Source organism: Lysobacter sp. GCM10012299, from assembly GCF_042649405.1.
Lineage (GTDB): Bacteria > Pseudomonadota > Gammaproteobacteria > Xanthomonadales > Xanthomonadaceae > Lysobacter_J.
This window is the reverse complement of sequence record NZ_JBHRZC010000001.1, coordinates 31,809-56,153: the sequence shown is the minus strand read 5'-3', so window position 1 is coordinate 56,153 and position 24,345 is coordinate 31,809. Positions and strand designations below refer to the sequence as shown.

The 24,345-nt window shown below is 67.9% G+C and carries 23 protein-coding genes and 1 tRNA gene; 10 read left to right on the top strand and 14 right to left on the bottom strand.

The genetic code is table 11. From position 1 onward, the window contains the following. Positions 1-133: 133 nt before the first annotated feature. From ACFOPO_RS00310 to ACFOPO_RS00300, 3 genes are all read right to left on the bottom strand, one after another. On the bottom strand, positions 134-1,678 hold the full coding sequence (locus ACFOPO_RS00310) for a peptide MFS transporter (RefSeq protein WP_386699819.1): 1,545 nt from the start codon (positions 1,676-1,678) through the stop codon (positions 134-136). 208 nt (positions 1,679-1,886) lie between these two features. Beyond that, a complete protein-coding gene (locus ACFOPO_RS00305; RefSeq protein WP_386699818.1) occupies positions 1,887-2,303 on the bottom strand; it encodes an NUDIX hydrolase in 417 nt (138 codons plus the stop codon). A 3-nt stretch (positions 2,304-2,306) separates the two neighbouring features. After that, positions 2,307-3,188 (bottom strand): tryptophan 2,3-dioxygenase, encoded by an 882-nt coding sequence (locus tag ACFOPO_RS00300; protein ID WP_386699817.1) that lies wholly within the window; start codon positions 3,186-3,188, stop codon positions 2,307-2,309. A 145-nt stretch (positions 3,189-3,333) separates the two neighbouring features. Here ACFOPO_RS00300 and ACFOPO_RS00295 point away from each other — a divergent pair, with 145 nt between their 5' ends. The 7 genes from ACFOPO_RS00295 to ACFOPO_RS00265 all read left to right on the top strand — a co-directional run bounded on the left by ACFOPO_RS00295 (position 3,334) and on the right by ACFOPO_RS00265 (position 11,659). Beyond that, positions 3,334-6,591, top strand: a complete 3,258-nt coding sequence (locus ACFOPO_RS00295) for a lamin tail domain-containing protein (protein WP_386699816.1) — start codon at positions 3,334-3,336, stop codon at positions 6,589-6,591. Positions 6,592-6,940: 349 nt separating this feature from the next. Beyond that, a complete protein-coding gene (gene pdhA, locus ACFOPO_RS00290; RefSeq protein ID WP_386699815.1) occupies positions 6,941-8,011 on the top strand; it encodes a pyruvate dehydrogenase (acetyl-transferring) E1 component subunit alpha in 1,071 nt (356 codons plus the stop codon). Positions 8,012-8,061: 50 nt separating this feature from the next. Next, positions 8,062-9,063, top strand: coding sequence for an alpha-ketoacid dehydrogenase subunit beta (locus ACFOPO_RS00285; protein WP_386701216.1), 1,002 nt, complete (start codon positions 8,062-8,064; stop codon positions 9,061-9,063). A gap of 14 nt (positions 9,064-9,077) precedes the next feature. Continuing rightward, on the top strand, positions 9,078-9,440 hold the full coding sequence (locus ACFOPO_RS00280) for an SH3 domain-containing protein (protein WP_386699814.1): 363 nt from the start codon (positions 9,078-9,080) through the stop codon (positions 9,438-9,440). Continuing rightward, entirely contained in the window at positions 9,437-9,829 is a 393-nt protein-coding gene (locus tag ACFOPO_RS00275) for a cupin domain-containing protein (RefSeq protein WP_386699813.1), read from the top strand. The genes ACFOPO_RS00280 and ACFOPO_RS00275 overlap by 4 nt, the downstream gene beginning before the upstream one ends. A gap of 25 nt (positions 9,830-9,854) precedes the next feature. Continuing rightward, complete coding sequence (locus ACFOPO_RS00270) at positions 9,855-11,258, top strand: dihydrolipoamide acetyltransferase family protein (protein ID WP_386699812.1); 1,404 nt, start codon at positions 9,855-9,857, stop codon at positions 11,256-11,258. 14 nt (positions 11,259-11,272) lie between these two features. Beyond that, positions 11,273-11,659 carry a VOC family protein gene (locus tag ACFOPO_RS00265; protein WP_386699811.1) on the top strand — a complete coding sequence of 129 codons (387 nt, stop codon included), beginning with the start codon at positions 11,273-11,275 and terminating at the stop codon, positions 11,657-11,659. 10 nt (positions 11,660-11,669) lie between these two features. Here the strand turns inward: ACFOPO_RS00265 and ACFOPO_RS00260 are convergent, their stop codons facing one another. The 4 genes from ACFOPO_RS00260 to ACFOPO_RS00245 all read right to left on the bottom strand — a co-directional run bounded on the left by ACFOPO_RS00260 (position 11,670) and on the right by ACFOPO_RS00245 (position 15,484). Then, entirely contained in the window at positions 11,670-12,773 is a 1,104-nt protein-coding gene (locus ACFOPO_RS00260; RefSeq protein ID WP_386699810.1) for a diguanylate cyclase, read from the bottom strand. A 131-nt stretch (positions 12,774-12,904) separates the two neighbouring features. Continuing rightward, positions 12,905-13,840, bottom strand: coding sequence for an MBL fold metallo-hydrolase (locus tag ACFOPO_RS00255; protein ID WP_386699809.1), 936 nt, complete (start codon positions 13,838-13,840; stop codon positions 12,905-12,907). A 7-nt stretch (positions 13,841-13,847) separates the two neighbouring features. Further along, the gene (locus tag ACFOPO_RS00250; protein WP_386699808.1) at positions 13,848-14,159 is read right to left on the bottom strand and encodes a hypothetical protein; all 312 of its coding nucleotides are present in this window, start codon (positions 14,157-14,159) and stop codon (positions 13,848-13,850) included. After that, positions 14,156-15,484 carry a tryptophan--tRNA ligase gene (locus ACFOPO_RS00245; RefSeq protein ID WP_386699807.1) on the bottom strand — a complete coding sequence of 443 codons (1,329 nt, stop codon included), beginning with the start codon at positions 15,482-15,484 and terminating at the stop codon, positions 14,156-14,158. Before ACFOPO_RS00245 ends, ACFOPO_RS00250 begins: the two co-directional genes overlap by 4 nt. Positions 15,485-15,580: 96 nt before the next feature. Between ACFOPO_RS00245 and ACFOPO_RS00240 the strand changes: the two genes are divergently transcribed. Beyond that, positions 15,581-16,402 carry a hypothetical protein gene (locus ACFOPO_RS00240; protein ID WP_386699806.1) on the top strand — a complete coding sequence of 274 codons (822 nt, stop codon included), beginning with the start codon at positions 15,581-15,583 and terminating at the stop codon, positions 16,400-16,402. A 127-nt stretch (positions 16,403-16,529) separates the two neighbouring features. Here the strand turns inward: ACFOPO_RS00240 and ACFOPO_RS00235 are convergent, their stop codons facing one another. The 4 genes from ACFOPO_RS00235 to rocF form a co-directional block, all read right to left on the bottom strand. Next, on the bottom strand, positions 16,530-16,730 hold the full coding sequence (locus ACFOPO_RS00235; protein WP_200606993.1) for a CsbD family protein: 201 nt from the start codon (positions 16,728-16,730) through the stop codon (positions 16,530-16,532). Positions 16,731-16,968: 238 nt separating this feature from the next. Next, positions 16,969-17,121: an entericidin A/B family lipoprotein gene (locus ACFOPO_RS00230; protein ID WP_386699805.1), complete on the bottom strand. Its 153-nt coding sequence runs from the start codon at positions 17,119-17,121 to the stop codon at positions 16,969-16,971. A 201-nt stretch (positions 17,122-17,322) separates the two neighbouring features. Beyond that, a complete protein-coding gene (locus tag ACFOPO_RS00225) occupies positions 17,323-17,457 on the bottom strand; it encodes an entericidin A/B family lipoprotein (protein WP_158733936.1) in 135 nt (44 codons plus the stop codon). Between the two features lie 143 nt (positions 17,458-17,600). Beyond that, entirely contained in the window at positions 17,601-18,524 is a 924-nt protein-coding gene (rocF, locus tag ACFOPO_RS00220; RefSeq protein WP_386699804.1) for an arginase, read from the bottom strand. Positions 18,525-18,617: 93 nt separating this feature from the next. On the opposite strand from rocF, the gene ACFOPO_RS00215 reads away from it, so the two are divergent. Next, positions 18,618-18,962 carry a hypothetical protein gene (locus ACFOPO_RS00215; protein ID WP_386699803.1) on the top strand — a complete coding sequence of 115 codons (345 nt, stop codon included), beginning with the start codon at positions 18,618-18,620 and terminating at the stop codon, positions 18,960-18,962. 201 nt (positions 18,963-19,163) lie between these two features. Next, on the top strand, positions 19,164-22,400 hold the full coding sequence (locus ACFOPO_RS00210; protein ID WP_386699802.1) for an autotransporter outer membrane beta-barrel domain-containing protein: 3,237 nt from the start codon (positions 19,164-19,166) through the stop codon (positions 22,398-22,400). A gap of 5 nt (positions 22,401-22,405) precedes the next feature. Here ACFOPO_RS00210 and adhP read toward each other — a convergent pair whose 3' ends face one another. The 3 genes from adhP to ACFOPO_RS00195 form a co-directional block, all read right to left on the bottom strand. Continuing rightward, positions 22,406-23,434 carry an alcohol dehydrogenase AdhP gene (adhP, locus tag ACFOPO_RS00205; protein WP_386699801.1) on the bottom strand — a complete coding sequence of 343 codons (1,029 nt, stop codon included), beginning with the start codon at positions 23,432-23,434 and terminating at the stop codon, positions 22,406-22,408. 34 nt (positions 23,435-23,468) lie between these two features. Beyond that, a tRNA-Thr gene (locus ACFOPO_RS00200) sits at positions 23,469-23,544 on the bottom strand. A gap of 64 nt (positions 23,545-23,608) precedes the next feature. Next, complete coding sequence (locus ACFOPO_RS00195; RefSeq protein WP_386699800.1) at positions 23,609-24,340, bottom strand: SPOR domain-containing protein; 732 nt, start codon at positions 24,338-24,340, stop codon at positions 23,609-23,611. Positions 24,341-24,345 lie beyond the last annotated feature (5 nt).

The following is a 24,345-nucleotide window of genomic DNA, read 5'->3' as shown; positions in this document are numbered from 1 at the left end:
CGTAGCGAAGGCCGTTACCTTACGCGGGTGGGGCTCTAAGGGCCGTCATGGGGCAGCAAATGAAAACGGCGGCCCGGAGGCCGCCGCTTTGGTTCAACGTCAAACTGGATCCCGGCTTTCGCCGGGATGACGGTTATTTGACGCCGTGCATCAACTTCTGCACCAGCGGTGCGATCAGGAACAGCAGCACGCCGGCGCCGAGCAGTGCCCAGAAGCCGAAGGTGTAGCCGCTCAGGGCCGAGGCCTGGGTCATGCCGCCTTCGCCGCTGACGTGGCCGGCGAAGATGCCCGACAGGTTGTTGCCCATGCCGGTCGACAGGAACCAGCCGCCCATGCCGAAGCCGACCAGGCGCATCGGCGCCAGCTTGGTCACCATCGACAGGCCGATCGGCGACAGGCACAGCTCGCCGATGGACTGGATCCAGTAGACCGCGAACAGCGTCCAGAACGGGATCAGGCCGGCCGCGGTGACCAGCTTCGACAGCGCGAACATCAGCAGCAGGAACGCCAGGCCGTTGAAGATCAGGCCCAGGCCGAACTTGCGCGGGATCGACGGATTGGCGCGGCCCAGCTTCACCCAGATCCAGGCGATCAGCGGTGCCATGGTGATGATCGCCACCGAGTTGACGCTCTGGAACCAGGCGGTCGGGAAGACGCGCTCGCCGCTCATCGAATACACCAGGTCGGCCAGGCCACCGCCGAAGATGTCGCGGTCGACGATCTTGTCGGCGAGGAAGGTGAACGAGCTGCCCGCCTGCTCGAAGAACATCCAGAACAGGATGTTGAAGGTGAAGATGATCAGCATCGCGATGCAGCGGTCGCGCTGGACGGGGCCTTCACGGAAGGCTTCCACCAGCAGCATGCCGCACAGGCCCAGGAACATCGCCGTCAGCACGCCCTGCAGCGCGTCGGCGCCCATGGCCAGCAGGAAGTACACGACCGGGATCGCGAGCAGCGCGCCGATCAGCACGTACAGCACCTTGCGCTTGTCCTCGCCGGTCACCGGCGGACGGCCGATGCCTTCCAGGCCACGACGACCGAACCAGAACCACACCAGGCTGATCAGCATGCCGACGCCGGCGGCCATGAACACGACCTTGTAGGCCGGCATGGTGTCGGTGCCGAAGATCTTGCGCGCCAGGTACTGGGTCAGCAGCGGGGCCAGCATCGCGCCCAGGTTGATGCCCATGTAGAAGATGGTGAAGCCCGAATCGCGGCGCTCGTCGGTGGGGCTGTAGAGCTTGCCCACCATCGTCGAGATGTTCGGCTTGAACAGTCCGTTGCCGACCACGATCGTGGCCAGGCCGAGCTTGAAGATTGCCTCGTTGGGAAGCGCGATCATGAAAAGGCCCGCGGCCATGATCACCGCGCCGAGCAGGATCGACCGCTGGTAGCCCAGCACCCGGTCGGCGATGTAGCCGCCGAAGATCGCCGCGGCGTACACCAGCGCCAGGTAGGCGCCGTAGACGCGGTTGGCCGGAGCCTCGCCCGCGGCATCGCCACCGTAGAACTGGGCGACGATGTACAGCACCAGGGCCCAGCGGATGCCGTAGAACGCGAAGCGCTCCCAGAACTCCGTCATGAAGAGCATCCACAGCGGCTTGGGATGCCCCAGCGTCTGCTTGAACTCCGGGATGGGTGCGGCCTGGCCGGGCGTAGGTATAGCGGTTCCGCTCATGCGGTATCCCCTGAAAATCAAAATACTGAAAAAAGGAAAAACCCACGCCGGCTGGCACGGGACCGGGGAGATTTACCGGCTGAGGGGGGTCTCGTCAAACCTGCGTGAAGCCCGGCCGGAATGTGCTGCAGCGCAGCATCCAAGCTGAATAGCGGTCGCACTTACGCAGACAGGGGCCGAGCCCTATGGGGCAATTGATTCCGCCAGATCAGGACAGTGCTCCATCGCCGCCGAGGGCCTGGGCCAGCAGGCGCGGGAAGTCCGGATGCGCGGCCGCCAGGCGCTCCTGAGCCTGGTCCAGCGTGCTCCAGGACAGCGCCGAATGCTCCTGCCGGTTCTCAGGGGTGCCATCCCAGGCCTCGATGACATACAGGCGCAGGTGCCATGGCTGCGGCGCATCGCCGCGGATGGCGTCCAGGTAGCGCATGCGCGTGGGGGCGATGCCCAGCTCCTTGTCGAGTTCGCGCCGCAGCGCGTCATCCGCAGTCTCGCCCGGCTCGATGTGGCCGCCGAACACGTCCCACGCCCCGGCCAGCCAGTCGCAGTCGTCGCTGCGCAGGCCGAGCAGCACCTCGCCATCCTTCACGATGAACGCGCCGACGCAGTCGTGCACGCGCGTCGCCACGGCTTACCCCGGCGTCGCGCCGTAGCTGCCGCCGGCGCCGATCATCGTGCGCACGTCGAACAGCTCGGGGAAGAAGGTCAGCTCCAGCGCCTGCTTGAGGAACCCCACGCCGCTGGAACCGCCGGTGCCGCGCTTGAAGCCGATGATGCGCATCACCGTGCGCATGTGGCGGAAGCGCCACAGCTGGAACTGGCTTTCCAGGTCGACCAGGTCCTCGCACAGGTGGTAGGCCTGCCAGTGCGCGTCGGTGTCTTCGTAGATGCGCTCGAACACCGGCAGCAGTTCCGGGTCGGCGACGTGCGCATGCGACCAGTCCCGCTCGACGTGGCGTGCCGGCACGGCATGGCCGTGGCGCGCCAGGTAGCGCAGCGCCTCGTCGTACAGGCTCGGCGACTCGAGCACTTCGCGCAGGCTCGCCTCGGCCTTGGCGTCGTGGCCGAAGACCTTGAGCATCGCCGCGTTCTTGTTGCCGAGCAGGAATTCGATGGTGCGGTACTGCAGCGACTGGAAGCCCGACGACGGCCCGAGGATCTCGCGGAACTCCATGTACTCCGACGGCGTCAGCGTCTCCAGCACCGACCACATCTCGGTCAGCTGGCGCAGGATGTTCTTGCAGCGCGCGAAGATCTTCTGGCACTCGCCGAGGCGATCCTCGCGCAGGTGCGCGATCGCCGACTTGAGCTCGTGGATCATCAGCTTCATCCACAGCTCCGACACCTGGTGCTGGACGATGAACAGCAGCTCGTCGTGGTGCGGCGGATTGGACAGGCGCTGTTGCGCCGACAGCAGGGTGTCCAGCTGCAGGTAGCCGGAATAGGTCATCCGCCCGGACAGATCGGTGTGGATGCTCGCTTCCAGTTCGCGCTCGTTCTTCTCGACCGTCATTGCAGGCTCGTCGTGGGCCGGCAAAGGCGCCGGCTGGGGGGCCAAAAGGGTACCGCATCGGCCCGTCACCCCACTGCAATACCCGTTCCGGCACAATCCGCCGGCCTGCACGGGGGGCCATGGCAGGCCTACAACGGGGATTCTCATGGACAAGAGCACGGGCCGCGGTGCGGCCAGGACGCTTGCGTTGGCAGCACTGCTGGCCGTGGCCGGCGGTGTCGACGCACAAGTAGTGATCAGCCAGGTCTACGGCGGCGGCGGTGGTGCCAGCCCGCCCTTCAGCAACGACTTCGTCGAACTGCGCAATCGCGGCACCAGCGCAGTCGCGCTGGCAGGGCTGTCGGTGCAGTACGCCAGCGCCACCGGCACCGGCAACTTTTCCGGCCTGACCGTGTTGCCGGCCTTCTCGCTGCAGCCGGGCCAGTACTTCCTGGTGCAGATGACCGGCGGAGCCACGGGTGCGCCATTGCCCGCGCCCGACGCCACAGGCCCGGCCAACATGTCGGCCAGCGCCGGCAAGGTCGCGCTGGTGCAGTCCACCACCGCCCTCGCCTGCAACGGTGGCAGTACGCCTTGCACGCCGCAGCAGCGGGCACTCATCGTCGACCTGGTCGGCTATGGCAATGCCAACTTCTTCGAAGGCAGCGCGCCGGCGCCGGGACTGAGCGCGGCCACCGCGGCCCTGCGCAAGGACAACGGCGCGACCGACAGCGACGACAATGCGGCCGACTTCATCGCCGCCGCGCCGACGCCGCGCAACAGTGGTTCGGCGCCGCCGCAACCCGACCCTGCCCTGCCCCTGACGATCGCCCAGATCCAGGGCACGGCATTGCGTTCGGCCCATGTGGGCAAGCGCGTGGTGACCGAGGGCGTGGTCACCGCACAGCGCTTCAACAATGGGTTCTTCCTGCAAAGCAGCAACGACGACGGCAACCCGGACACATCCGATGCCGTGTTCGTCTATACCAACTCGGCACCGCCGGCCAGCGCCGCCGTCGGCAACCGCGTGCGCGTGACCGGCCTGGTCGAGGAGTTCGTGCCGGCCACCAACGTCAACCAGCTCAGCGTCACCGAGATCACCGGGCCGAGCGTCGAATTGCTGCAGAGTGCAGTCGCGCTGCCGGCAGCCATCGAACTGACGACGGCCGACCTCGCCACGACCGCTACGCCGGGCACGCTCGAACGGCTCGAAGCGATGCGCGTCAGCGTTGGCAGCACCGTGGTCGTCGGCCCGTCGGAAGGCCGCATCGACGAAGATGACGCGACCTCCAGCGGCGACGGCGTGTTCTACGTCACCCTGCCCGGCATCGCCACGCCATTCCGCGAACCGGGCATCGGCGTGATGGACGCAGCGCTGGCCAGCCTGCCCGCAGGCAAGAACCCGCCGCTGTTCGACACCAACCAGGAACGCCTGATGGTGCGCAGTCGCGGCCAGGTCGGCGCGTTCGCCCTCGACGTCGACACCGGTGCGCAGGTCAGCGCGATGGTCGGCGTGCTCGACTACTTCGGTGGCACCTGGGCGCTGCTGCCCGACACGGCCAGTGCGCCGGTCGCCAGCGGCGGTCGCGCACCCGAGGCGGTCACCGATCCGGCCTACGACACGGTCACCGTCGGCGGCTTCAACCTGCTGCGCTTCTTCGACGAGATCGCCGACAACAACGGCGCGCCGACGATCAAGCCCGAAGCCGTGGCCAGGCGCCTGGCCAAGACGGCCTCGGCGATCTGCGACTACCTCAAGACGCCCGACATCCTCGGCGTGGTCGAAGTCGAGAACCTGCGCGTGCTCGGCCTGCTGGCCGATCGCCTCAACGGCAGTTGCGCGCGCGCGCCGGGCTACGTGCCGTTCCTGGTGCAGGGCAACGACATCGGCGGCATCAATGTCGGCTTCCTCGTCGCCACGCGCGACAACGGCGCCGGCGTCGCCCGTGTCGAGGTGGACGAAGTGGTGCAGTACGGCAAGGATGCAACGCTGGCCAACCCGGACGGCAGCACCAGCCTGCTCAACGATCGCCCGCCGCTGCTGCTGCGCGCACGCGTCCACCAGGACAACGGTGCCAGCTACCCGGTCACGGTGATCGTCAACCACCTGCGTTCGCTCAGCGACATCGACTCCGTGGAACCGGGCAGCAACGGCTGGACCAGCACCGGTGCGCGGGTGCGCGGCAAGCGCGCGGCGCAGGCGGCGTACCTGGCCGGCCTGGTCAACTCGATCCAGCAGTCGCATCCGGACGAGAAGATCGTGCTGGTCGGCGACTTCAACGCGTTCGAGTTCAACGACGGTTATGTCGACGTGCTCGGCGTGGTCAAGGGCGAGCCGGCGGCCAACGACCAGGTGCTGACCTGGGTCGACAGCCCGCTGGTCACGCCGCTGATCGACGGCTCGCAGCTGATCGCCGAGCCCGCCGACCGCTACTCGTACGTGTACCAGGGCAACGCGCAGACGCTGGACCACGTGCTGGTCAACGAGGCGCTGGTGATGGGCGCTACGCAGGTTCGCGTCGACCATGCGCGCATCAACGCCGACTTCGGCGTCGATCACTTCGGCGACAGCACGGTGCCGATGCGCGTGTCCGACCATGACCCCGTGCGGGTGAGCATCGAGGTGGCGCAGTTCCGCAGCGCGGACCTCGTCGTCACTGCCACCGGCTCGCCGCAATCGCTGCACCCGGGCGAGACCGCGACGTGGACCGCCACGGTCGACAACGCCGGCCCCAACGCCGCTGAATCGGCCGCGGTCGCCTTCGTGTTCGATGCGCAGCTCACGCCCGCGATCTCCGCGCCCGCCGACTGGACCTGCGCGGCACCCGTGCAGGCCGCGGCAACCACCACCGTCACCTGCACCGCGCCGAGCCTGGCCGCACAGGGCAGCGCGAGCTTCGCCCTGACCACGGCAGTTCCGGCCCTGGCCAATGGCACCGCGCTGCACATAGCCGTGGCCGCGCGCTCGCAGACCCGCGACCGCGCCAACGGCGACAACCAGGCGACCGCCGAGGTCACCGTGGTCACCGCCGCGGACCTGTCGGTGCAGATCACCGGTGGCGCGCTGCCGGTGCGCAAGGGCGCGATCGCGACCTTCCTGGTGCCAGTTCGCAATGCCGGGCCGGACGCCGCCCAGCAGGCACGCCTGGTGCTGGAAGGCAATGTCGCCGCCGGCGCCGCGGCCGTCGCCGCACCCAGCGGCTGGAGCTGCACGCGCGAGGCCGGCGATGCCGGCTTCCGCGCGCAATGCCAGCGCAGCGGTGCGATGGCGACCGGAACACAGTGGTTCGCCTTCGCGATCGTGGTACCGGACCGCCCGCGTCGCGGCACCGAGCTGGAGTTCAGTGCCGACATCGCTGCGGCCACGCCCGATCCCCAGGCTGGCAACAACCACGACGTGGTGCGGGTGCGCATCGGTCGCTAAACCAGGGCAATACCGGCAAGGGCGCGGCATCGACCGCGCCCTTGTCGTTTGCGGCGCCAGGCCTGCCGCCTGGGCCTGCTCCATACCCCGCCGTGCGGCCGCGCATGGGGCGGACCTACCTTTTTTGCGGCAAAGATGCATGTCGCAGCGCGCAACGGCCCTTAACAAGCCTTTGGTTATGATCTTCGCGAAAGCGCGTCGGCCAGGCCTGTGTTCGGGGCTACCAGACGCCGCGGAGCCAGGCCCGGTGCGTCTTCCGGGCCCAGCCACCCGATGCGGTGATGCGCCGGCACTGGATCCGGCACGCGGCCGGTTCGGAACTCCCTCCACATCATCCAGGACTTCCGCGATGACGGTCGCCGCGACCTTCGAAATCGAATACCTGCAATACCTCGGCCCGGACGGCAAGCCGGTGGCGGAGCTTCCTGCCGCGTTCCGCGATGCCAGGGCACTGCTGCCACTGTTCAAGGAAATGCTGTTCGTGCGCACCTTCGACAGCAAGGCGATCGCCTTGCAGCGCACCGGCAAGCTCGGCACGTATGCCAGTTGCCTGGGCCACGAAGCCACGCACATCGGCATCGGCGCTTCGATGCAGCCCGACGACGTGTTCGCGCCGAGCTACCGCGAGTACGGTGCGCAGTTCATGCGCGGCGTGCTGCCGCGCGAGGTGCTGCTGTACTGGGGCGGCGACGAGCGCGGCAACGACTTCTCCGGCCCGAAGCACGACTACGCCTGGTGCGTGCCGATCTCCACGCAGTGCCTGCATGCCGCCGGCGCCGCGCTCGCATTCAAGCTGCGCAAGCAGAAGCAGCTGGCGGTGGCCTGCTGCGGCGATGGCGGTTCGTCCAAGACCGACTTCTATGCTGCACTGAATTCTGCCGGCGCCTACAAGCTGCCGCTGGTGCTGTGCGTGATCAACAACGGCTGGGCGATCTCGGTGCCGCGCTCGGCGCAGACCGGCGCCAAGACGCTGGCGCAGAAGGGCCTGGCCGGTGGCCTGCACTGCCTGCAGGTCGACGGCAATGACCTGATCGCCGTGCTCGAAGGCATGCGCCGCGCCAGCGAGCGCGCCCGCAGCGGCGAAGGCGGCAGCGTGATCGAGTTCATGACCTACCGCCTGCACGACCACACCACCGCCGACGACGCCCGTCGCTATCGCGAGGACGACGAGGTCAAGTCGGCGTGGACACGCGAGCCGATCACCCGCCTGCGCACGTACCTGATTGCGCAGGGCGTGTGGAGCGAGGCCGAGGAGAAGGCCTGGGCCGAGGAATGCGGCAAGCGCGTCGACGTCGAGATCAACGCCTACCTGGAAACGCCGGTGCAGCCGGTCGAGGCGATGTTCGATTACCTCTATGCCGACATGCCGCCGGACGTCGCCGCACAGCGCGCGTACGTGCTGGCGCAGGAGGGTCGCTGATGAGCGTCGAGGATCCCATCAAGACCGCAGCAACCAAGGGGTCGACAGCCATGGCCAACGCTCCGGCAACGCCGACCGCGATCACGCTGATCGAAGCCATTACCCAGGCCCTCGCCTACGAGATGCGCGCCGACGACACCGTGCTGGTGCTGGGCGAGGACGTCGGCGTCAACGGCGGCGTGTTCCGCGCCACCGCCGGGCTGCAGCAGCAGTTCGGCCCGGAGCGCGTGCTCGACACGCCGCTCGACGAAACGACCATTGCCGGCCTCACCGTCGGCCTCGCCGCGCAGGGCATGAAGCCGGTCGCCGAGTCGCAGTTCGACGGTTTCGTCTACCCGATGGTCGACCACATCATCTGCCACGCCGCGCGCTTCCGTTACCGCACGCGTGGCCGCCTGACCTGCCCGATGGTGCTGCGCGTGCCGTGGGGCGGTGGCATCCGTGCCCCGGAGCACCACAGCGAAGCCAACGAATCGATCTTCACCAACGTGCCGGGCCTGCGCGTGGTCATGCCGTCGTCGCCGGCGCGCGCCTACGGCCTGCTGCTGGCCGCGATCCGCGAACCGGATCCGGTGATCTTCATGGAGCCCAAGCGCATCTACCGCCAGTACAAGGAAGTGGTGCCGGACGACGGCGAAGCCTTGCCGCTGGACGTGTGCTACGTGCTGCGCGACGGCACCGACGTGACCCTGGTGACCTGGGGCGCGCAGGTGAAGGAAACGCTCGAAGCCGCCGAGAAGCTCGCCGCGCAGGGCATCAGTGCCGAGGTCATCGACGTGGCGACGCTGCGTCCGCTCGACTTCGCCACGATCGCCGAATCGGTCAGCCGCACCGGTCGCTGCGTGATCGTGCATGAAGCGCCCAAGACCGCTGGCTTCGGTGCAGAGATCGCCGCGCGCCTGGCCGAGGAATCGATGTTCGACCTGGTCGCACCGGTCGAGCGCGTCACCGGCTACGACACGCACATCCCGCTGTTCCGCCTGGAGATGAAGTACCTGCCCAGCGTGGAGCGTATCGTCACCGCGGCCAAGCGGACCCTGGCGGCGAGCTGAGGACACCGCCAGGCATGCGCCACGCCCGCGTCGTAGTCGCCCACCGCGCACCGGATCGCCCGGCGATCCGTATCGCGCGTGGCGAGGACGTGACGCTGGGCGAGCGCGACCGCGACTGGCCGCAGTTCGTCTGGACCACGATCGCCGAAGGCCACGGCGGCTGGGTGCCGGCGGCGCTGTTCGACAACGAGCAGGGCACAGCCAAGGCGCTGTCGGACTACGACACCCGCGAGCTCGATACCCAGGCCGACGAGATCGTCACCCTGCACTACGAGCTGGCGCAGTGGTGGTGGGCGGAGAACGTGCTGGGCATGCAGGGCTGGATCCCGGCGCGCGCGCTGGAGATCCTCGACGACGACGAAGGCGAGGACGCATGAGCGACGCCTCCGTTCCGGGCCAGGCAAAGTCGCAGGCCATCAACCTGGCGGCCAAGCTGGCGCAGTTCGCGCAGCACTGGTCGCCGCACGTGGTCGCGCAGATGAACGACGTGCAGTTCAAGCTGGTGAAAATGCAGGGCGATTTCGTCTGGCACTCGCACGAGGACACCGACGAGGTGTTCATCGTCGTCAAGGGGCAGATGGAAATCGGCTTCCGCGACCGCGACGTGGTGCTGGGCGAAGGCGAGATGTGCGTGATCCCGCGCGGCGTCGAGCACATCACCCGCGCCAATGAAGAATGCCATGCGCTGATCATCGAACCGGCCGGGGTGGTCAACACCGGTGATGCCGGCGGCGAACTGACCGCGCGCAACGATGTATGGATCTGAGACAAGACCTTAGGGGCGAAACCGTATGAGCAAGAAGACCTTCTTCCTTCCCGACCTCGGCGAGGGCCTGCCCGACGCCACCATCGTCGAGTGGTTCGTGAAGGAGGGCGACACCATCCGCCTGGACGACAACCTGGTGTCGATGGAAACCGCCAAGGCCGTGGTCGAAGTCCCCTCGCCGGTGTCCGGCAAGGTGCTCAAGCTCGCCGGCGGACCGGGCGACGTGATCATCACCGGCAAGATGCTGGCCGAGTTCGAGATCGATCCGTCGATGCCGCAGCGCGCCGAGGGCCAGGACACCGGCCACCACCACGGCGCCGGCAGCCACGCCGATGACGACGCCAGCGACCAGGTGATCGCCTCCGACGACGGCGGCACGATCACCGCTGGCGGCGCCTGCGACCAGACCGCCGCACCGCAGGCCGAGACCAAGCGCGACGACGCCGGCACCGTGGTCGGCGCGATGCAGAGCTCCGATGCGGTGCGCAGTGAACAGGCGGTCGCGGTTGGCGGCGTCAAGGCGATGCCGGCCGTGCGCGCACTGGCACGCAAGCTGGGCGTCGACCTGTCGCGCGTGCGCGCCAGCGGCGCCGACAGCGTGGTGACGATGGACGACGTGAAGCGTGCTGCCGCCGATGGTTCGGCCAAGGCCGGCGCGGCTCCGTCAGCGAGCGCTGCCGCCCCGGCGCCGGTCCGGCCTGCCCCGGCGCAGGCCGCTCCCGCCGCAGCCCGCAGCACGCTCTCGCAGGCCGGCAAGCCGGTCCGCACGCAGCCGCCGGGCGTCAGTGCCAGCGGCCAGCCCGAACAGCTCAAGGGCGTGCGCCGCAACATGGCGCGGGTGATGGCCGATGCGCACGCCAAGGTCGTCCCGACCACGCTGTGCGACGACGCCGACCTGCACGCCTGGGTCGGCAAGCAGGACATCACCGCGCGCCTGGTGCGCGCCATGGTGGCCGCCTGCAAGGCCGTGCCGGCGCTCAATGCCTGGTTCGACGGCGACAACCTCAGCCGCACCCTGCACCCGCAGGTCGACATCGGCATCGCGGTCGATACCGACGACGGCCTGTTCGTGCCGGCGCTGCGCAATGCCGACATGCTCGACGGTGCCGGCGTGCGCACCGCGATCCAGCGCCTGCGCGCGCAGGTCGAGGAGCGTTCGATTCCGGCCAGTGAGCTGAGCGGTTACACGATCTCGCTGTCCAACTTCGGCATGTTCGCCGGTCGCTATGCGACGCCGGTGGTGGTGCCGCCGTGCGTGGCGATCGTCGGCGCGGGCAAGCTCAGCCACGACGTGGTCGCGGTGATCGGCGGCATCGAAGTGCACCGCCGCATGCCGATCTCGCTGACCTTCGACCACCGCGCCTGCACCGGCGGCGAAGCGGCGCGCTTCCTCAAGGCGCTGCTGGACGACATGTCCCTGCCGACCTGATCGAAGGAAGGTCCATGGCCCATCGCAGTCGCCTTGCCGGTTTCATCATCGATTGCCAGACCGACGACCTCGCCACCGCGGCGAGGTTCTGGAGCAAGGCGCTCGGTGTCAGCATTGCCGACCCGGATGCCGGCGACGTTCCCGGCACGTACGTTCAGTTCGGCGACACCCGCGACGACATGCACATCGAAGTGCAGAAGGTCGACCATGCCTCGCGCGTGCACCTGGACATCGAGTCCGACGACATCGATGCCGAAGCCGCGCGACTGGAGAAGCTCGGCGCGAAGAAGATCGCCTTCGTCAAACGCTGGTGGGTGATGGAAGCCCCGACCGGCCAACGCTTCTGCGTCGTGAAGATGCACCACCCCGACCAGGGCACGCCCCCCACCACCTGGAAATAAGCGCGACCCATCAACCCCCATGCAACGGCGTATCGTCCGCCACGATGCAATTACGCCCGCGCGCCTTGGCCCGGTAAAGCGCCTGGTCCGCACGATCGAACACCTGCTCCGACCAGTCCCGCGTCGGCTCGCCCGCCGCCAGCCCGATCGACACCGTCAGCGCGAACGGCAACGCCGCCTGCGCCAACCGCTGGCGGATGCGCTCGGCCACCTGCGCCGCGCTCTCCAGCCGCGTGTCCGGCAACAGGATCAGGAACTCCTCGCCGCCGTAGCGCACGGCCACGTCGCCGTGGCGGATCGATGCCGCAACCGCATCGGCCACCGCACGCAGCGCGCGGTCGCCGAGCAGATGGCCATGCCGATCGTTGACGTCCTTGAAGTGGTCCACGTCCAGCAGCATCAGCGAGTACGGCGCCTGCTGCAGTTGCCGCATCGCCTCCGGGTTGTCGCGCAGCTGCGCCAGCGCGGCGCGGTTGAGCAGCCCGGTCAGGGCGTCATGGGTGGCGCTGTGTTCGAGCAGGTCGTTGCGTCGTTGCAGGTCGGCGCGCGCATCCTCCAGCCGCTGCGCGAACGCTTCGCGCTCCGACAGCAGGCGGCGTTGCTCCAGTGCGTAGCGGCGCAGTTCCAGCAGGTGCTGGGTCTGTCGTGCCAGCACTTCGAGGCCTTCGCGTTGCGCCTTGCTCAGCGTGCGCGGGCGCGTGTCGAGCACGCAGACGGTGCCGATGGCGTGGCCATCCGGGCTCATCAATGCGGTGCCGGCGTAGAACCGCAACGGGTCCTTGCCGATGCGCACGTTCGGCCGCGGGAAGGACGCCTGCGCGGCGAGGTCTTCGATCACCAGGGTGCGCCCGGGCGCCATGATCACGCGATCGCAGATCGCTTCATCGCGCGGCGTCTGCTTCGAGTCGAGGCCGATCTGCGCCTTGAACCACTGGCGGTCGTGATCGATCAGCGAGATGGCCGCCGCCGGCACGTCGCACAGCGTCGCGGCCAGGCGCACGATGTCGTCGTAGGCCTGCTCCGGCCCCGTGTCCACGACTGCATACGCATCCAGCGCAACCTGGCGCGGACCTTCGTCTGGCAGTGGCGGCGGGAGGGGTCGGACGGCGGACATCAAGGGGGGTGCTGAAAGGCGGCTCAGGCTACTCCGCCGCGCCCTCCCGACCTGTGACGCACGCCACAGCTGGACGGATCCGACCTGACCGTTAATCCATTCAGCCAGACCGCATTAATTCTGAATAGGGATTACGCGGCCTCGCGGTCCAGCCACACTTCCAGGCCCTGCGCGTTCAGCTCGATGTCCATCGCCAGCAGGCGGGTTGCTTCGGTGGCCGACAGCGGGGCGCCGTGGGCGTTTGCGCGGTCCACATAGAGTTTCGTCAGTGACGCGACCAGGCGTGCATGGCGATCGTCGTGTCCGTGCGCCGCACGCGCCAGTGCAACCATCGCATCGATCTGCGCACACAGGTCCTGGCTCAGGCGCACCACATCGCCCACGCGCCCGAAGTGCGTGAGGTGCATCGCTTCCGGTGCTTTCGCCAGCATCTTCCGGATCGACGCCTTCAACGGCTCCGGCTCGAACTGCACCGGCGTGGTGGTCGGGATCACGAACGGCGCGCCGTCGGCATTGTCGAACTCGCGATACGACAGTCCGAACGTGTCGCCGGTGAACCAGCTGCGGCTGCGTTCGTCCCAGATGCACAGGTGGTGACGCGCATGCCCCGGCGTGTCGATGCACAGCAGCGGGCGGCCGGCGAGCTCGACCACGTCGCCGTCGGCGACCACGCGCACGCGTTCCGCGGCGACCGGAACGATCTCGCCGTAGCTGCGCGCGATTTCTTCTGCGCCGTAGACGGCGGTGGCACCGGCGACCAGGCGCGTCGGGTCGATCATGTGCGGCGCGCCGCGCGGATGCACGGCGAGCGTGGCGTTGGGCAGTTCGCGCATCAGCGCGCCGGCGCCGCCGGCGTGATCCAGGTGCACGTGCGTCAGGATCAGCCAGTCGACATCGGCCGGTGCCAGGCCCTGCCCGGCCAATGCCGCCAGCATCGCCGGCACCGAATGCTGCGTGCCGCAATCGATGAAGGCACCGCGGCCGTTTTCCACCACCAGATACGCAGCATCGAACGACGGCCGGTGGAAGCCGGTGTCGATGGTGACGATGCCGTGGGCAGGGCTCATCGCAGCCTCAGCGCTTGCGTCGCAACCACAACCGGCGCACCACGAAGGCCGCCGTCAGCACCGCCAGGAACACGCCATACCCCAGCGCGGTGGCAAGGATCTGCTGCCACATCCGCCCGAAGGCCGGGTCGGCGTGGTCATGCGACCAATAGATGCTGAGCAGGAAAGCGGTCACCGCCAGCAACAACGCCACCGTGTCGAACAGCTTGCGCGCGGCGTGGCGCGGCTGGCGCGGAAACATCCAGAACAGCGCGCCGAGGATCGCAAACCATGGCAGGAACAGGATCAGCGCCAGGTTGAGTTCGATCGTCGGGCTCATGCGTCTTCGGCCACCAGTTGCGCCAGTGCTTCGACCACTTCGGCCAGCTCGACGCCTTCGTGCAGGTGGCCGACCAGTTCGTCGCCAAGATGCACGGCCGCGTTGTCCACGTTCTGCAGCGCAGCGCCACCTTCCTGCTTGAGGCGACCGATCAGCTGGCCCGCGGTGCGCGCCGAATCGTGGCCGATGCTCTGCAGCAGCAGGCGATCGCCATCGACCAGCTTGAAGTAGAAGCGGCCATCGCCCTCGCGGTATTGCTTGAACAGCGGCAGCGACGCCTTGGCGGCCTTCTTCGTGGTGCCGGTGCTCGACTGCGACAGGTCGCGCAAGCCCACGGCCGAACGCAGGCGGGCCAGCGTCGGCTGCGCATAACGCGCGCGCAGGCGGCTGGCACCGACGCGCAGGATCGCCTCGATGTCGGCCGGGCGCGCGATCAGCTCTTCGTAGCGGGCGCGCAGCGGCGCGATCTCGTGGTCGATGCGTTCGAACAGCGCCTGCTTGGCCTCGCCCCAGGCGATGCCGTCGGCGAAGGCCTGGCGCATGGCCGCCGTTTCCTGCTCCGAGGCAAACGCCTGGTACAACTGGAACACGTTGGAGTTGTCGGCGTCCTTGGCCTCGCCGGGTGCGCGCGAGTCGGTGACGATCGAATAGATCAGTTTCTTCAGCGTCTCGCGCCGTACGAACAACGGGATGGTGTTGTCGTAGCTCTTGCTCATCTTGCGGCCGTCCAGGCCCGGCAGCGTCGCCACGTTCTCGTCGATCACCGCTTCGGGCAGGTCGAAGAATTCCTCGCCGTAGAGATGGTTGAAGCGCTGGCCGAAGTCGCGCGCCATTTCGATGTGCTGGATCTGGTCGCGGCCGACCGGCACCTTGTTGGCGTTGAACAGCAGGATGTCGGCGGCCATCAGCACCGGGTACATGAACAGTCCGGCGCTGATGCCGGCGTCGTCGTCCTCGCCGGCCTCGCGGTTCTTGTCGACCGAGGCCTTGTAGGCATGGGCGCGATTGAGGATGCCCTTGCCGGCGACGCAGGTCAGGAACCAGGTCAGCTCCTGCGTTTCCGGCACGTCACTCTGGCGGTAGAACCAGACCTTGTCCGGCTCCAGCCCGCAGGCCAGCCAGGTCGCGGCGATCTCCAGCGTCGAGCGCTGCACGCGCGCCGGGTCCTGCACCTTGATCAGGGCGTGGTAGTCGGCGAGGAAGTAGAAGCTCTCCACGCCAGCGGTACGACTGGCGGCCACGGCCGGGCGGATCGCACCGACGTAGTTGCCCAGGTGCGGGGTGCCCGAGGTGGTGATGCCGGTGAGGATGCGGGTGGGGCTCATCGAACGCTGACGCCGGGGAAAACGGCCCAACAGTGTACCCAACCCCGCAGCCGCGACTGATCCGTTGACCCGGGCGACCGATCCGGAGAAACGACCATGTTGCGCGCCCTGCCCCGCCTGCTTGCCACGCTTGCCGCCTCGGCGGCCCTGACGTTTGCCGCCCCGTCGCCGGCCCGGGAGCTGGCCATGTACCGCCCCGGCGGCCCGGTCGACCTGGCCGTGGTCGACCGCGACAACGGCCAGTGGCTGTCGCCCACCGTCCACCGCGGCCAGCGCTGGATCGCCGGCACGCCCGGCCATCGCTACTCGGTGCGCCTGGCCAACACCAGCGGCCGGCGCGTCCTGGTGGTGCTGTCGGTCGACGGCGTCAACGCCATCAGCGGGCAGACCGCCCACCCTTCCCAGACCGGCTACGTGCTCGCGCCCTGGCAGACGATGGAAGTCGAGGGCTGGCGGAAGTCGCTCGACCAGGTAGCCCAGTTCGTCTTCACCGACCTGCCCGACAGCTACGCGGCCCGCACCGGGCGGCCGGACAACGTCGGCGTGATCGGCGTGGCCGTGTTCGAGGAAGCCGGAGTGGCGCTGGAGGAGCGGCGCCGGGGCGAGGTGCTGGATCGGATCGAGCGCGGCGACGCGGCGAAAGCCGCAGCCCCGGCGGCGGCGTCCCGTGAATCGGACGCGGCCGCACAATCCATTGGCACGGGTCACGGCGAGCGCGAGTGGTCGCCCGCCAGCCACACGCAATTCATCCGCGCTACGCGCGCACCGACGCAAGTCAGCGAGCTGCGTTACGACGATTACGACACGCTGGTCACGCGCGGCGTGCTGCGTCCGTATCCGCGCTATGCGCCTGATACCCGGCCACACGCATTCCCCGGCGGCTTCGTCGCCGATCCGCCTCGTTACAGCGGGCAATGAATCTCGAATGGGCAAATGAAAGAGCCGGCCTGGTGGCCGGCTCCGTGTTCCATCGCGCGCGTCGGTTGCGGCCCCAAGCCGCACCGCCCGACGCGCGCACCGCGTGCGTGGATCGACGGACTGCTGCTTAGTTCAGCGTCTTCTCGAAGTCACGCACTTCCTGCTGGGCGCGGTCGCGCTCCCAGCCATAGCGTTCCTGCAGTTTGCCGGCGAGATATTCAGCGTTGCCTTCGGCCACTGCGAAATCGTCGTCGGTCAGGTCGCCCCAACGCGCCTGGGCCTGGCCTTTGATCTGCGTCCACTTGCCAGCAATGATGTCTTTGTTCATCACTCATCCTCGGTTTCGGGTGATGCGACGCATCTGTCAGATGCCGCACGCACAGCATCGCAGCGCGCGCATTCGAACGAAGTCGCGATTGCGTTAGTCGAGGATTGATGTCGGTGAATACGATATTCAGCATGCATGGGTTGCATGCGCGTGTGCGACGCGCAAAAAACAATACGCAAAAGAAAAGGCCGGATCACTCCGGCCTTTCCTTTCACAGCTTCGCGCGATCGTCAGTCGATCAGCACTTGCCGTCCTTGCAATTGGTGGCCGCATCTTCGACCTTCTCACCGGCTCCCTTCACGTCCTTGCCGGCGCCCGCCACGGTGTTGCAAGCGGTCAGGGTACCCATCGAGAACAGGGCAAGCAGCAACAGTGCCATCAAACGCTTCATGGAAATCTCCTCGGATCATGGGAAGCAAGGACACGCACTCAAAGCCGCGTGCCGTGAATCCATCTGACGCGAGGGCATGTGAAGCCGAGGTGGATATGGGCGAAACCGGCTGCTCCCGATTCAGGCGGCAGCCATCGACCACCGATGGCACGAAGGCCGGACAGGCCGGCCTTCGCGGGGAGTTGCAGACGGCGGGCGGGCTTAGCCGCTGGCCTTGTCCTCGACCTTCTGGCCGAGCTTCTTCACGTCTTTGCCGAGGCCTTCCATGGTGTTGCAGGCGCTGAGCAGGGCCAGCGACAGGGTGGCGAGCAGGAGCATTGCGGCAAAGCGTTTCATCGGGTCCCCGGGGACGTTGGCAGTGATGGCGTAAGGATGGCATGGCGCCGCCGGGGCCGCACCATGGCCCCGCCAGGCCGGGGCTCGGCGATGTCAGCCAGAATTCAGCTGCCGGGCCGGGTGTCCGCCTCCAGGCGCCCGTCTCAGTCGCGCATCAGGGTCGACTTGCCGAACAGGCTCTCGACCAGGTCCACCGCCAGGCGGGCGGTGCGGTTGCGCTTGTCGATGATCGGGTTGAGCTCGACGATGTCCAGCGAGGCCATGCGGCCGCTGTCGGCGATCATCTCCATCACCAGCTGCGCCTCGCGGTAGTTCGGTCCGCCCGGCACGGTGGTGCCCACGCCCGGGGCGATGCTCGGGTCGAGGAAGTCGACGTCGAAGCTGACGTGCAGGTGGGTGTTCTCGTCGACGCCTTCCAGCGCCTCCTCCATCACCCGCTTCATGCCGATTTCGTCGATGTAGCGCATGTCGTACACGTCCAGGCCGTACTGCTGGACCAGGCGCTTTTCGCCTTCGTCGACCGAGCGGATGCCGATCTGGCGGATCTCGTCCGGCCGCAGCGCCGGCGACGATCCGCCCAGTTGCGTCAGCGCATCCGGGCCGAGGCCGCACAGGCACGCCACCGGCATGCCGTGGACATTGCCCGACGGCGTGACCTGGCTGGTGTTGAAGTCGGCGTGTGCGTCGAGCCAGAGCACGCGCAGCTGCTTGCCGGTGTTGCGGCAGTGCTGGGCGACGGCGGTGATCGAACCCAGGCCGAGGCAATGGTCGCCGCCGAGCAGGATCGGCAGGCGACCTTCGGCGAGTTCCGCACCCACCGCGTCCATCACCGCGCGATTCCAGGCAACGACTTCGGCCAGATGGCGATAGCCCTCCACCGGCTTCTGCCACGGATTGCGCGGACCATCGAGATTGCCGCGATCGATGACGTCGACGCCGCGCTTGGCCAGCGCTTCGCCGATGCCGGCAATGCGCAGGGCCTCCGGCCCCAACCGCGCACCGCGGTGTCCTGCACCCACGTCGGTCGGTGCACCGATCAGCGAAACCCCGGGATAGCTGCGACTCATGCTGTGACGTTCCTGTCTGTTGCCCATGCAGGCACTGCGTTGCGTTGCGACATAAGCCTATCATCGTCGCCGGGACTGCACCGGGATGCGCGCATGGGAACCATCTCCAGCCTGATGGAGCGGCTGTCGCGAAAGTCGAACTGCGAGCGCCCGGCGATCGTCGTCACCGCCTTCGGCTTCACCGTCGGGCCGGCTTTCGTCGCCTGGCAGGCAGTGTCCGAAATCCAGGGCTACCTGAGCGAGTTGCCGGCCACCGGCGAGGCGATCCTGCAATTCACGTGCAACGGACACGATGTGCACGTCAGTGCGGAACAGCCCGGGTTCGAACAAGTCGAGCAGGCCATGATCGCGGTGTTCCCGTCGACGAGGGATTGGCGCGCGAACGTCATGCAGCCAGTGTTCGCACAGTGCCGGACGCTGCTCTTTCGCAGGACTTGATCGCGCTCGCAGCCGCGCGACGTATCGCAAACGAAACATCACCGGTTGACAGCCTGTACACGCAGGTGTGAGCAGTATCGGTGCCTCGTCGGGCCAGCTGGAAGGCCCGGGTGCGTCCAGTGACGGACGCCGGTGTGAGGAGGAGCAACCTTGCCTCGTATGCGGACCCGGAACGTTGCGATGCGTCCGCTATGGCGGGCCATGCGTCCCCTGCTGATCGGTGGTGCCGCCTGCGCACTGATCACGCCGACGGGCCTTGCCCAGACCGTCATCGGCCCCGGCCCCGTGCCACCGCCACCGCTGCCGATCACGGTGCCTGCCGGGCAGACCACCACGGTCGTCGGCAACACCATCGTGACCGCCACGACCAACGTCAATGCCACCAGCATCGGCGGCACGCTGGTATTCGATGCAACTGCAGGTCCCATCCTGGTGCAGACCGTCAACGGCACCGGGCTCAACGTCATTGCCGGCGGCACGCTTGATGTGAGAGGTGGCACCACGGTCACCACGACCGGGATTGGCACGGCCGTGCTCGTGTCCGGTGGCTCGGCCACGTTGACCGGACTGACCGTCAACAACACCGGCACCGGCAACGGCGGACACGGCATCCTCGCCAACCCTGGCGCGACCATTTCGATCGGAACCGGCAACTCGGTCAGCGTGACCGGCACCAATGCGATCGGCATCGGCGCCAACAGCGGAGGCGTGGTCACCGCTACTTCGCCGGTACCGATCAGCGCCGGTCGCGCGGACGGCTTCGGCGCATTCGGTATCTACGTGCGCGGCGCCGGCAGCGCGGTGAACATCCCCGCGAACTCGGTGATCAATTTATTCGGCAGGCAGGCCGTCGGCGTTACTGCGAGCGCCGCCACCATATCTCCTGGCTCGATTGGCCCGGGCCTGACGATCAACCTTGGCGCATCGACCATCGCCGGTGCAGGAAGCACCGGCGTCCTGGCCACCGGCGGCGGCAACCTGACCATCGACAGCGTGACGGTGCAAGGTCCCAACGTGAGTTCAGGCGCGTGGGCGCAAGGGACCGGCAGCGTGGCCACGCTGACGGGGCAGAACCGCATCACCGTCAGCACGGCTACGAATCCCGCGTTCAACACGGTGGGACTATGGACTGCGACGGGGACGCCGATCTTCAGTGGCGCCACCGCGTTCTCGTCCGCGGCCGGATTGCTGGCGACGCAGGGGGGAACCGTCTTCAGCACCACGACCACGGTCGATGTACCGGCGTCGCCGACCTCATCGCAAAGCCCCGCCGCCGGTGCGCACGCATCCTCGAATGGCACGATCGACCTGACCCGCAACACCATCACCACTACCGGTGCCGGCTCGTACGGCTTCCGCATCGATTCGGGCCAGATCACCGCGCGCGACAGCAGCGTCGCCACCAGCGGCGGCGGCATCGCGATGTTCATCAACTTCGGGCCAGGCACGATCGACCTGACCAACACCACGGTGGCGGCCACCGGCCCCGACACCATCGGCCTGTTCTCGCTCAACCTCACCAACGCGGCCACCGATGTGGTGAGGATGTCCGGCGGCAGCCTGAGCAGCGCCGAGGACATCGCCATCGGTGCGCAGGGACCGCTGGACTTCATCGCCAGCAATGGCGCACGCGTGACCGGCGCCGACGCGCTCGTGGTGGCATTCGATCAGGACCCGCAGGTGCCGCCGACCTTCCTGTTCCAGCCCACGCTGATCCGCCTCGATGCTTCCGGTGGCAGCGTGCTTACGGGCGATGCCTTCGGCGCGCCGGCGAGCACCGTCAACATCAGCCTTGCGACCGCGTCGAGCTGGACCGGCGCCGCCTCGCCGACGGCGCCGATCACCAACGTCACCATCGACCCGACCAGCCTCTGGAACGTCACCGGCGACTCGGTGCTCACTCAACAGTTGAGCAATGCGGGCCTGGTCGATTTCATGCCGCCGGTGGCTGGCGTCTTCAAGACGGTGACCACGCGCAACTACCTGGGCCAGGGCGGCACGATCGCGCTCAATACATTCCTCGGCGACGACAGCTCACCGTCCGACAGGCTGGTCATCGACGCCGGCGCCGCAACCGGCAACAGCCTGCTGCGGATCAAGCAGGCCGGTGGCGCCGGTGCGTTGACACTGGCCAATGGCATCCTCGTCGTTGATGCGATCAACGCGGGAACGACCACGGCAGATGCGTTCGCACTCGGTACGCGCGTGATCGCCGGCCCGTACGAGTACACATTGCATCGCGGCAGTGTCGACGCGAGCGCGCTGCAGAGCTGGTTCCTGCGATCGACGATCGATTGTTCGTTACCGAATGCACCGTCGCCGCCGTGCCCGGCGCCGCCAGATCCGGGACCCGATCCAGGACCAGACCCGGGACCTGACCCGGGACCTGACCCGGGACCCGACCCAGGTCCAGGCCCAGACCCGGAGCCGCCGCTTCCGAACATCCGTGCGGAGGTGTCGCTGTACGCCGCGCTGTCGCCCACCGCGCTGAACTACGGCCGCTCGCTGCTCGACACGCTGCACGAGCGCGTGGGCGAGCAGGAACTGCTGTGGGCGCGCCCGGACCTGGACGAGAACCGCAGCACGACCGACGGCATGTGGGGGCGTTTGATGTACGTCAACGGCGATCGCGACGGTTCCGACATCGGCATCCTCGGCCGCGGCCCGAGCTACGACTACGTGTTCGGTGCGGTGCAGATCGGTTACGACCTGTACCGCCACGAAGAACCGGACGAGCACCGCGACCACGCCGGCCTGTACGGCGCGATCGGCTACGCCGAAACCGAAGTGGACCATTTCGATGGCCGCCGCGCCGGCGACAGCCGCATCGACGGCTACACGCTCGGCGGCTACTGGACGCGCTACGGCCAGAAGCAGTGGTACGTCGACAGCGTCCTGCAGGCGACCTGGTACGAGGCCTCCGCCAACCCGGCCGATCGCGACCTGCCACGGCTGCGCACCGACGGCCTAGGGCTGGCGGCATCAGTGGAAGGCGGCTACCCGTTCCGCAACAAGCACGACTGGGTGCTCGAGCCGCAGGGCCAGCTGATCTACCAGTGGATCGACCTCGACGACACCTCCGACTTCGCCGCCGACGTGCGGTTCGACGATACGACGTCACTGGTGGGCCGGTTGAGCGCGCGCCTGAGCCGCGACTGGGTGCACGAAGAATCCGACTTGCCGCTTTACAGCACCGGATGGGGACGCGTGAGCGTGTGGCACGAGTTCAAGGGCGACCCGGTCACCGAATTCTCGTCCGATGCCGGGTTCGTGCCGTTCCACGCCGACCTGGGTGGTACGTGGTGGGAGGTCGAACTCGGCACGACGCGCGAGATCGACCGGAACATCTTCTTCTACTGCAACGCAGGCTACTCCCAGGGTTTCGATGACGATCGCCATTCCTGGGAAGGCAAGCTGGGTTTGCGCGCGAACTGGTAACTTCCTTACGCCGCCATGTCTAGCACGATGCGGCCTTCGATTTCGCCCTTGCGCATGCGGTCGAAGATGCCGTTGATGTTCTCCAGCTTGTCGGCGGCAACCGTCGCGGTGACCTTGCCCTGCGCGGCGAACTCCAGCGACTCCTGCAAGTCCAGTCGTGTGCCGACGATCGAACCGCGCACGGTGATGCCGTTGAGCACCATGCCAAAGATGTCCAGCGGGAAGCTGCCCGGCGGCAGGCCCACCAGCGACATCGTGCCGCGCCGACGCAACATCCCCGAGGCCTGCTCGAACGCCTTCGGCGACACCGCGGTGACCAGCGCGCCATGCGCGCCGCCGATCTCCTTCTTCAGGTAAGCGACCGGATCGGTGGTGCGCGCGTTGACCGTGACAGTGGCGCCCAGTCGGCGTGCCAGATCGAGCTTGTCGTCGTCCACGTCGACCGCGGCGACGTTGAGGCCCATCGCCTTCGCATACTGCACCGCCATGTGGCCCAGTCCGCCGATGCCGGAGATCACCACCCAGTCGCCGGGGCGGGTGTCGGTCACTTTCAGGCCTTTGTAGACCGTGACGCCCGCGCACAGCACCGGCGCGATCTCGACGAAACCAATCCCTTTCGGGAGGTGGCCGACGTAGTTGGCGTCCGCCAGCACGTATTCGGCGAAGCCGCCGTTGACCGAATAGCCGGTGTTGCGCTGCTGCTCGCACAGCGTCTCCCAGCCACCCAGGCAGTGTTCGCAGAACCCGCAGGCCGAATACAGCCAGGGAATGCCGACGCGGTCGCCTTCCTTGACGTGGCCGACGTTGGCGCCGACGGCGACCACATGGCCCACGCCCTCGTGGCCGGGGATGAAAGGCGGCGACGGCCTTACGGGCCAGTCGCCCTCGGCCGCGTGCAGGTCGGTGTGGCACACGCCGCATGCCGCGATCTTCACCAGCACCGCGCCGGGGCCGGGCCGCGGCACCGGGACTTCTTCAATCACCAGGGGTTGGCCGAACGCACGCACCACGGCGGCCTTCATGCTTGTGTCCATTGCGCGATCCTCCGGGGGAAAGGAATCCGTCGCTTGGTGCCGGCAGTCAGAATCGAACTGACGACCTACCGCTTACAAGGCGGTTGCTCTACCAACTGAGCTATGCCGGCAAGGCTCGCATTCTAGCCTGCCGCGCTGATTCGCGTGCGGTGTTCAGCGCGGCGCCGGCGTCATTCACTTCAGGCGCGCGCAGTCGAGCGGGCGCGGTGCGATCTGCACGGCGGCCTGCGCACGGGCGGTATCGAACGACGGCCCAGGCACCAGGTCGAGCCAGTAACTGGCGCGGCCTTCGCCAAGCGGTTCGGCGCGCGCGGGGAAGCCCGCCGCCACCAGCGACTGGGCGCGGCGGGTGGCCGACTCCTCGCTGCGGTAACGTCCGAGCGCGATCGAATTGGCTTCGCTGCCTTCGCGCACGATGAAGTAGTCGCCAAAGCCGGCCGCGGCGATCCGCTGCGCCGTTGCCTGCGCGTCGGCCAGGCTGGCCGCCGCGGGCAGCACCACGCGCCAGCCGCGGGTGGTTCCGCTGCGCGTCTCGCGCGGCAGGACCCGGGTCGCCACCGCCATCAGCACTTCGTGTGCATTCTTCGCTGCCGCCGCATCGGTAAACGGGCCGAAGCTGTAGCACTGCGCAGGCATGGCCACGGCCACCTTCTCTGCAGCAACCTCCTTGGGCGGTACGGCAACCGGGGTCGGCGCTGCGGGCACTGCTGCCGGTGCCGTTGCGGCGGCGGCAGGGAGAGGCGCGGGCTTCGTCGGCGAGCGTGCTTCGCTGGCCAGTTGCAGGCGCGCAACGCCCAGCGGTTGTTCGATGGCAGCCGGTGCCGGCGGCGGCGCGCGCAGCGTCCACCAGGCGGCAACGCCAAGGTTGAGCACGATCAGCAGGACGACGAGGGCGCGTATGAGCATGGCTG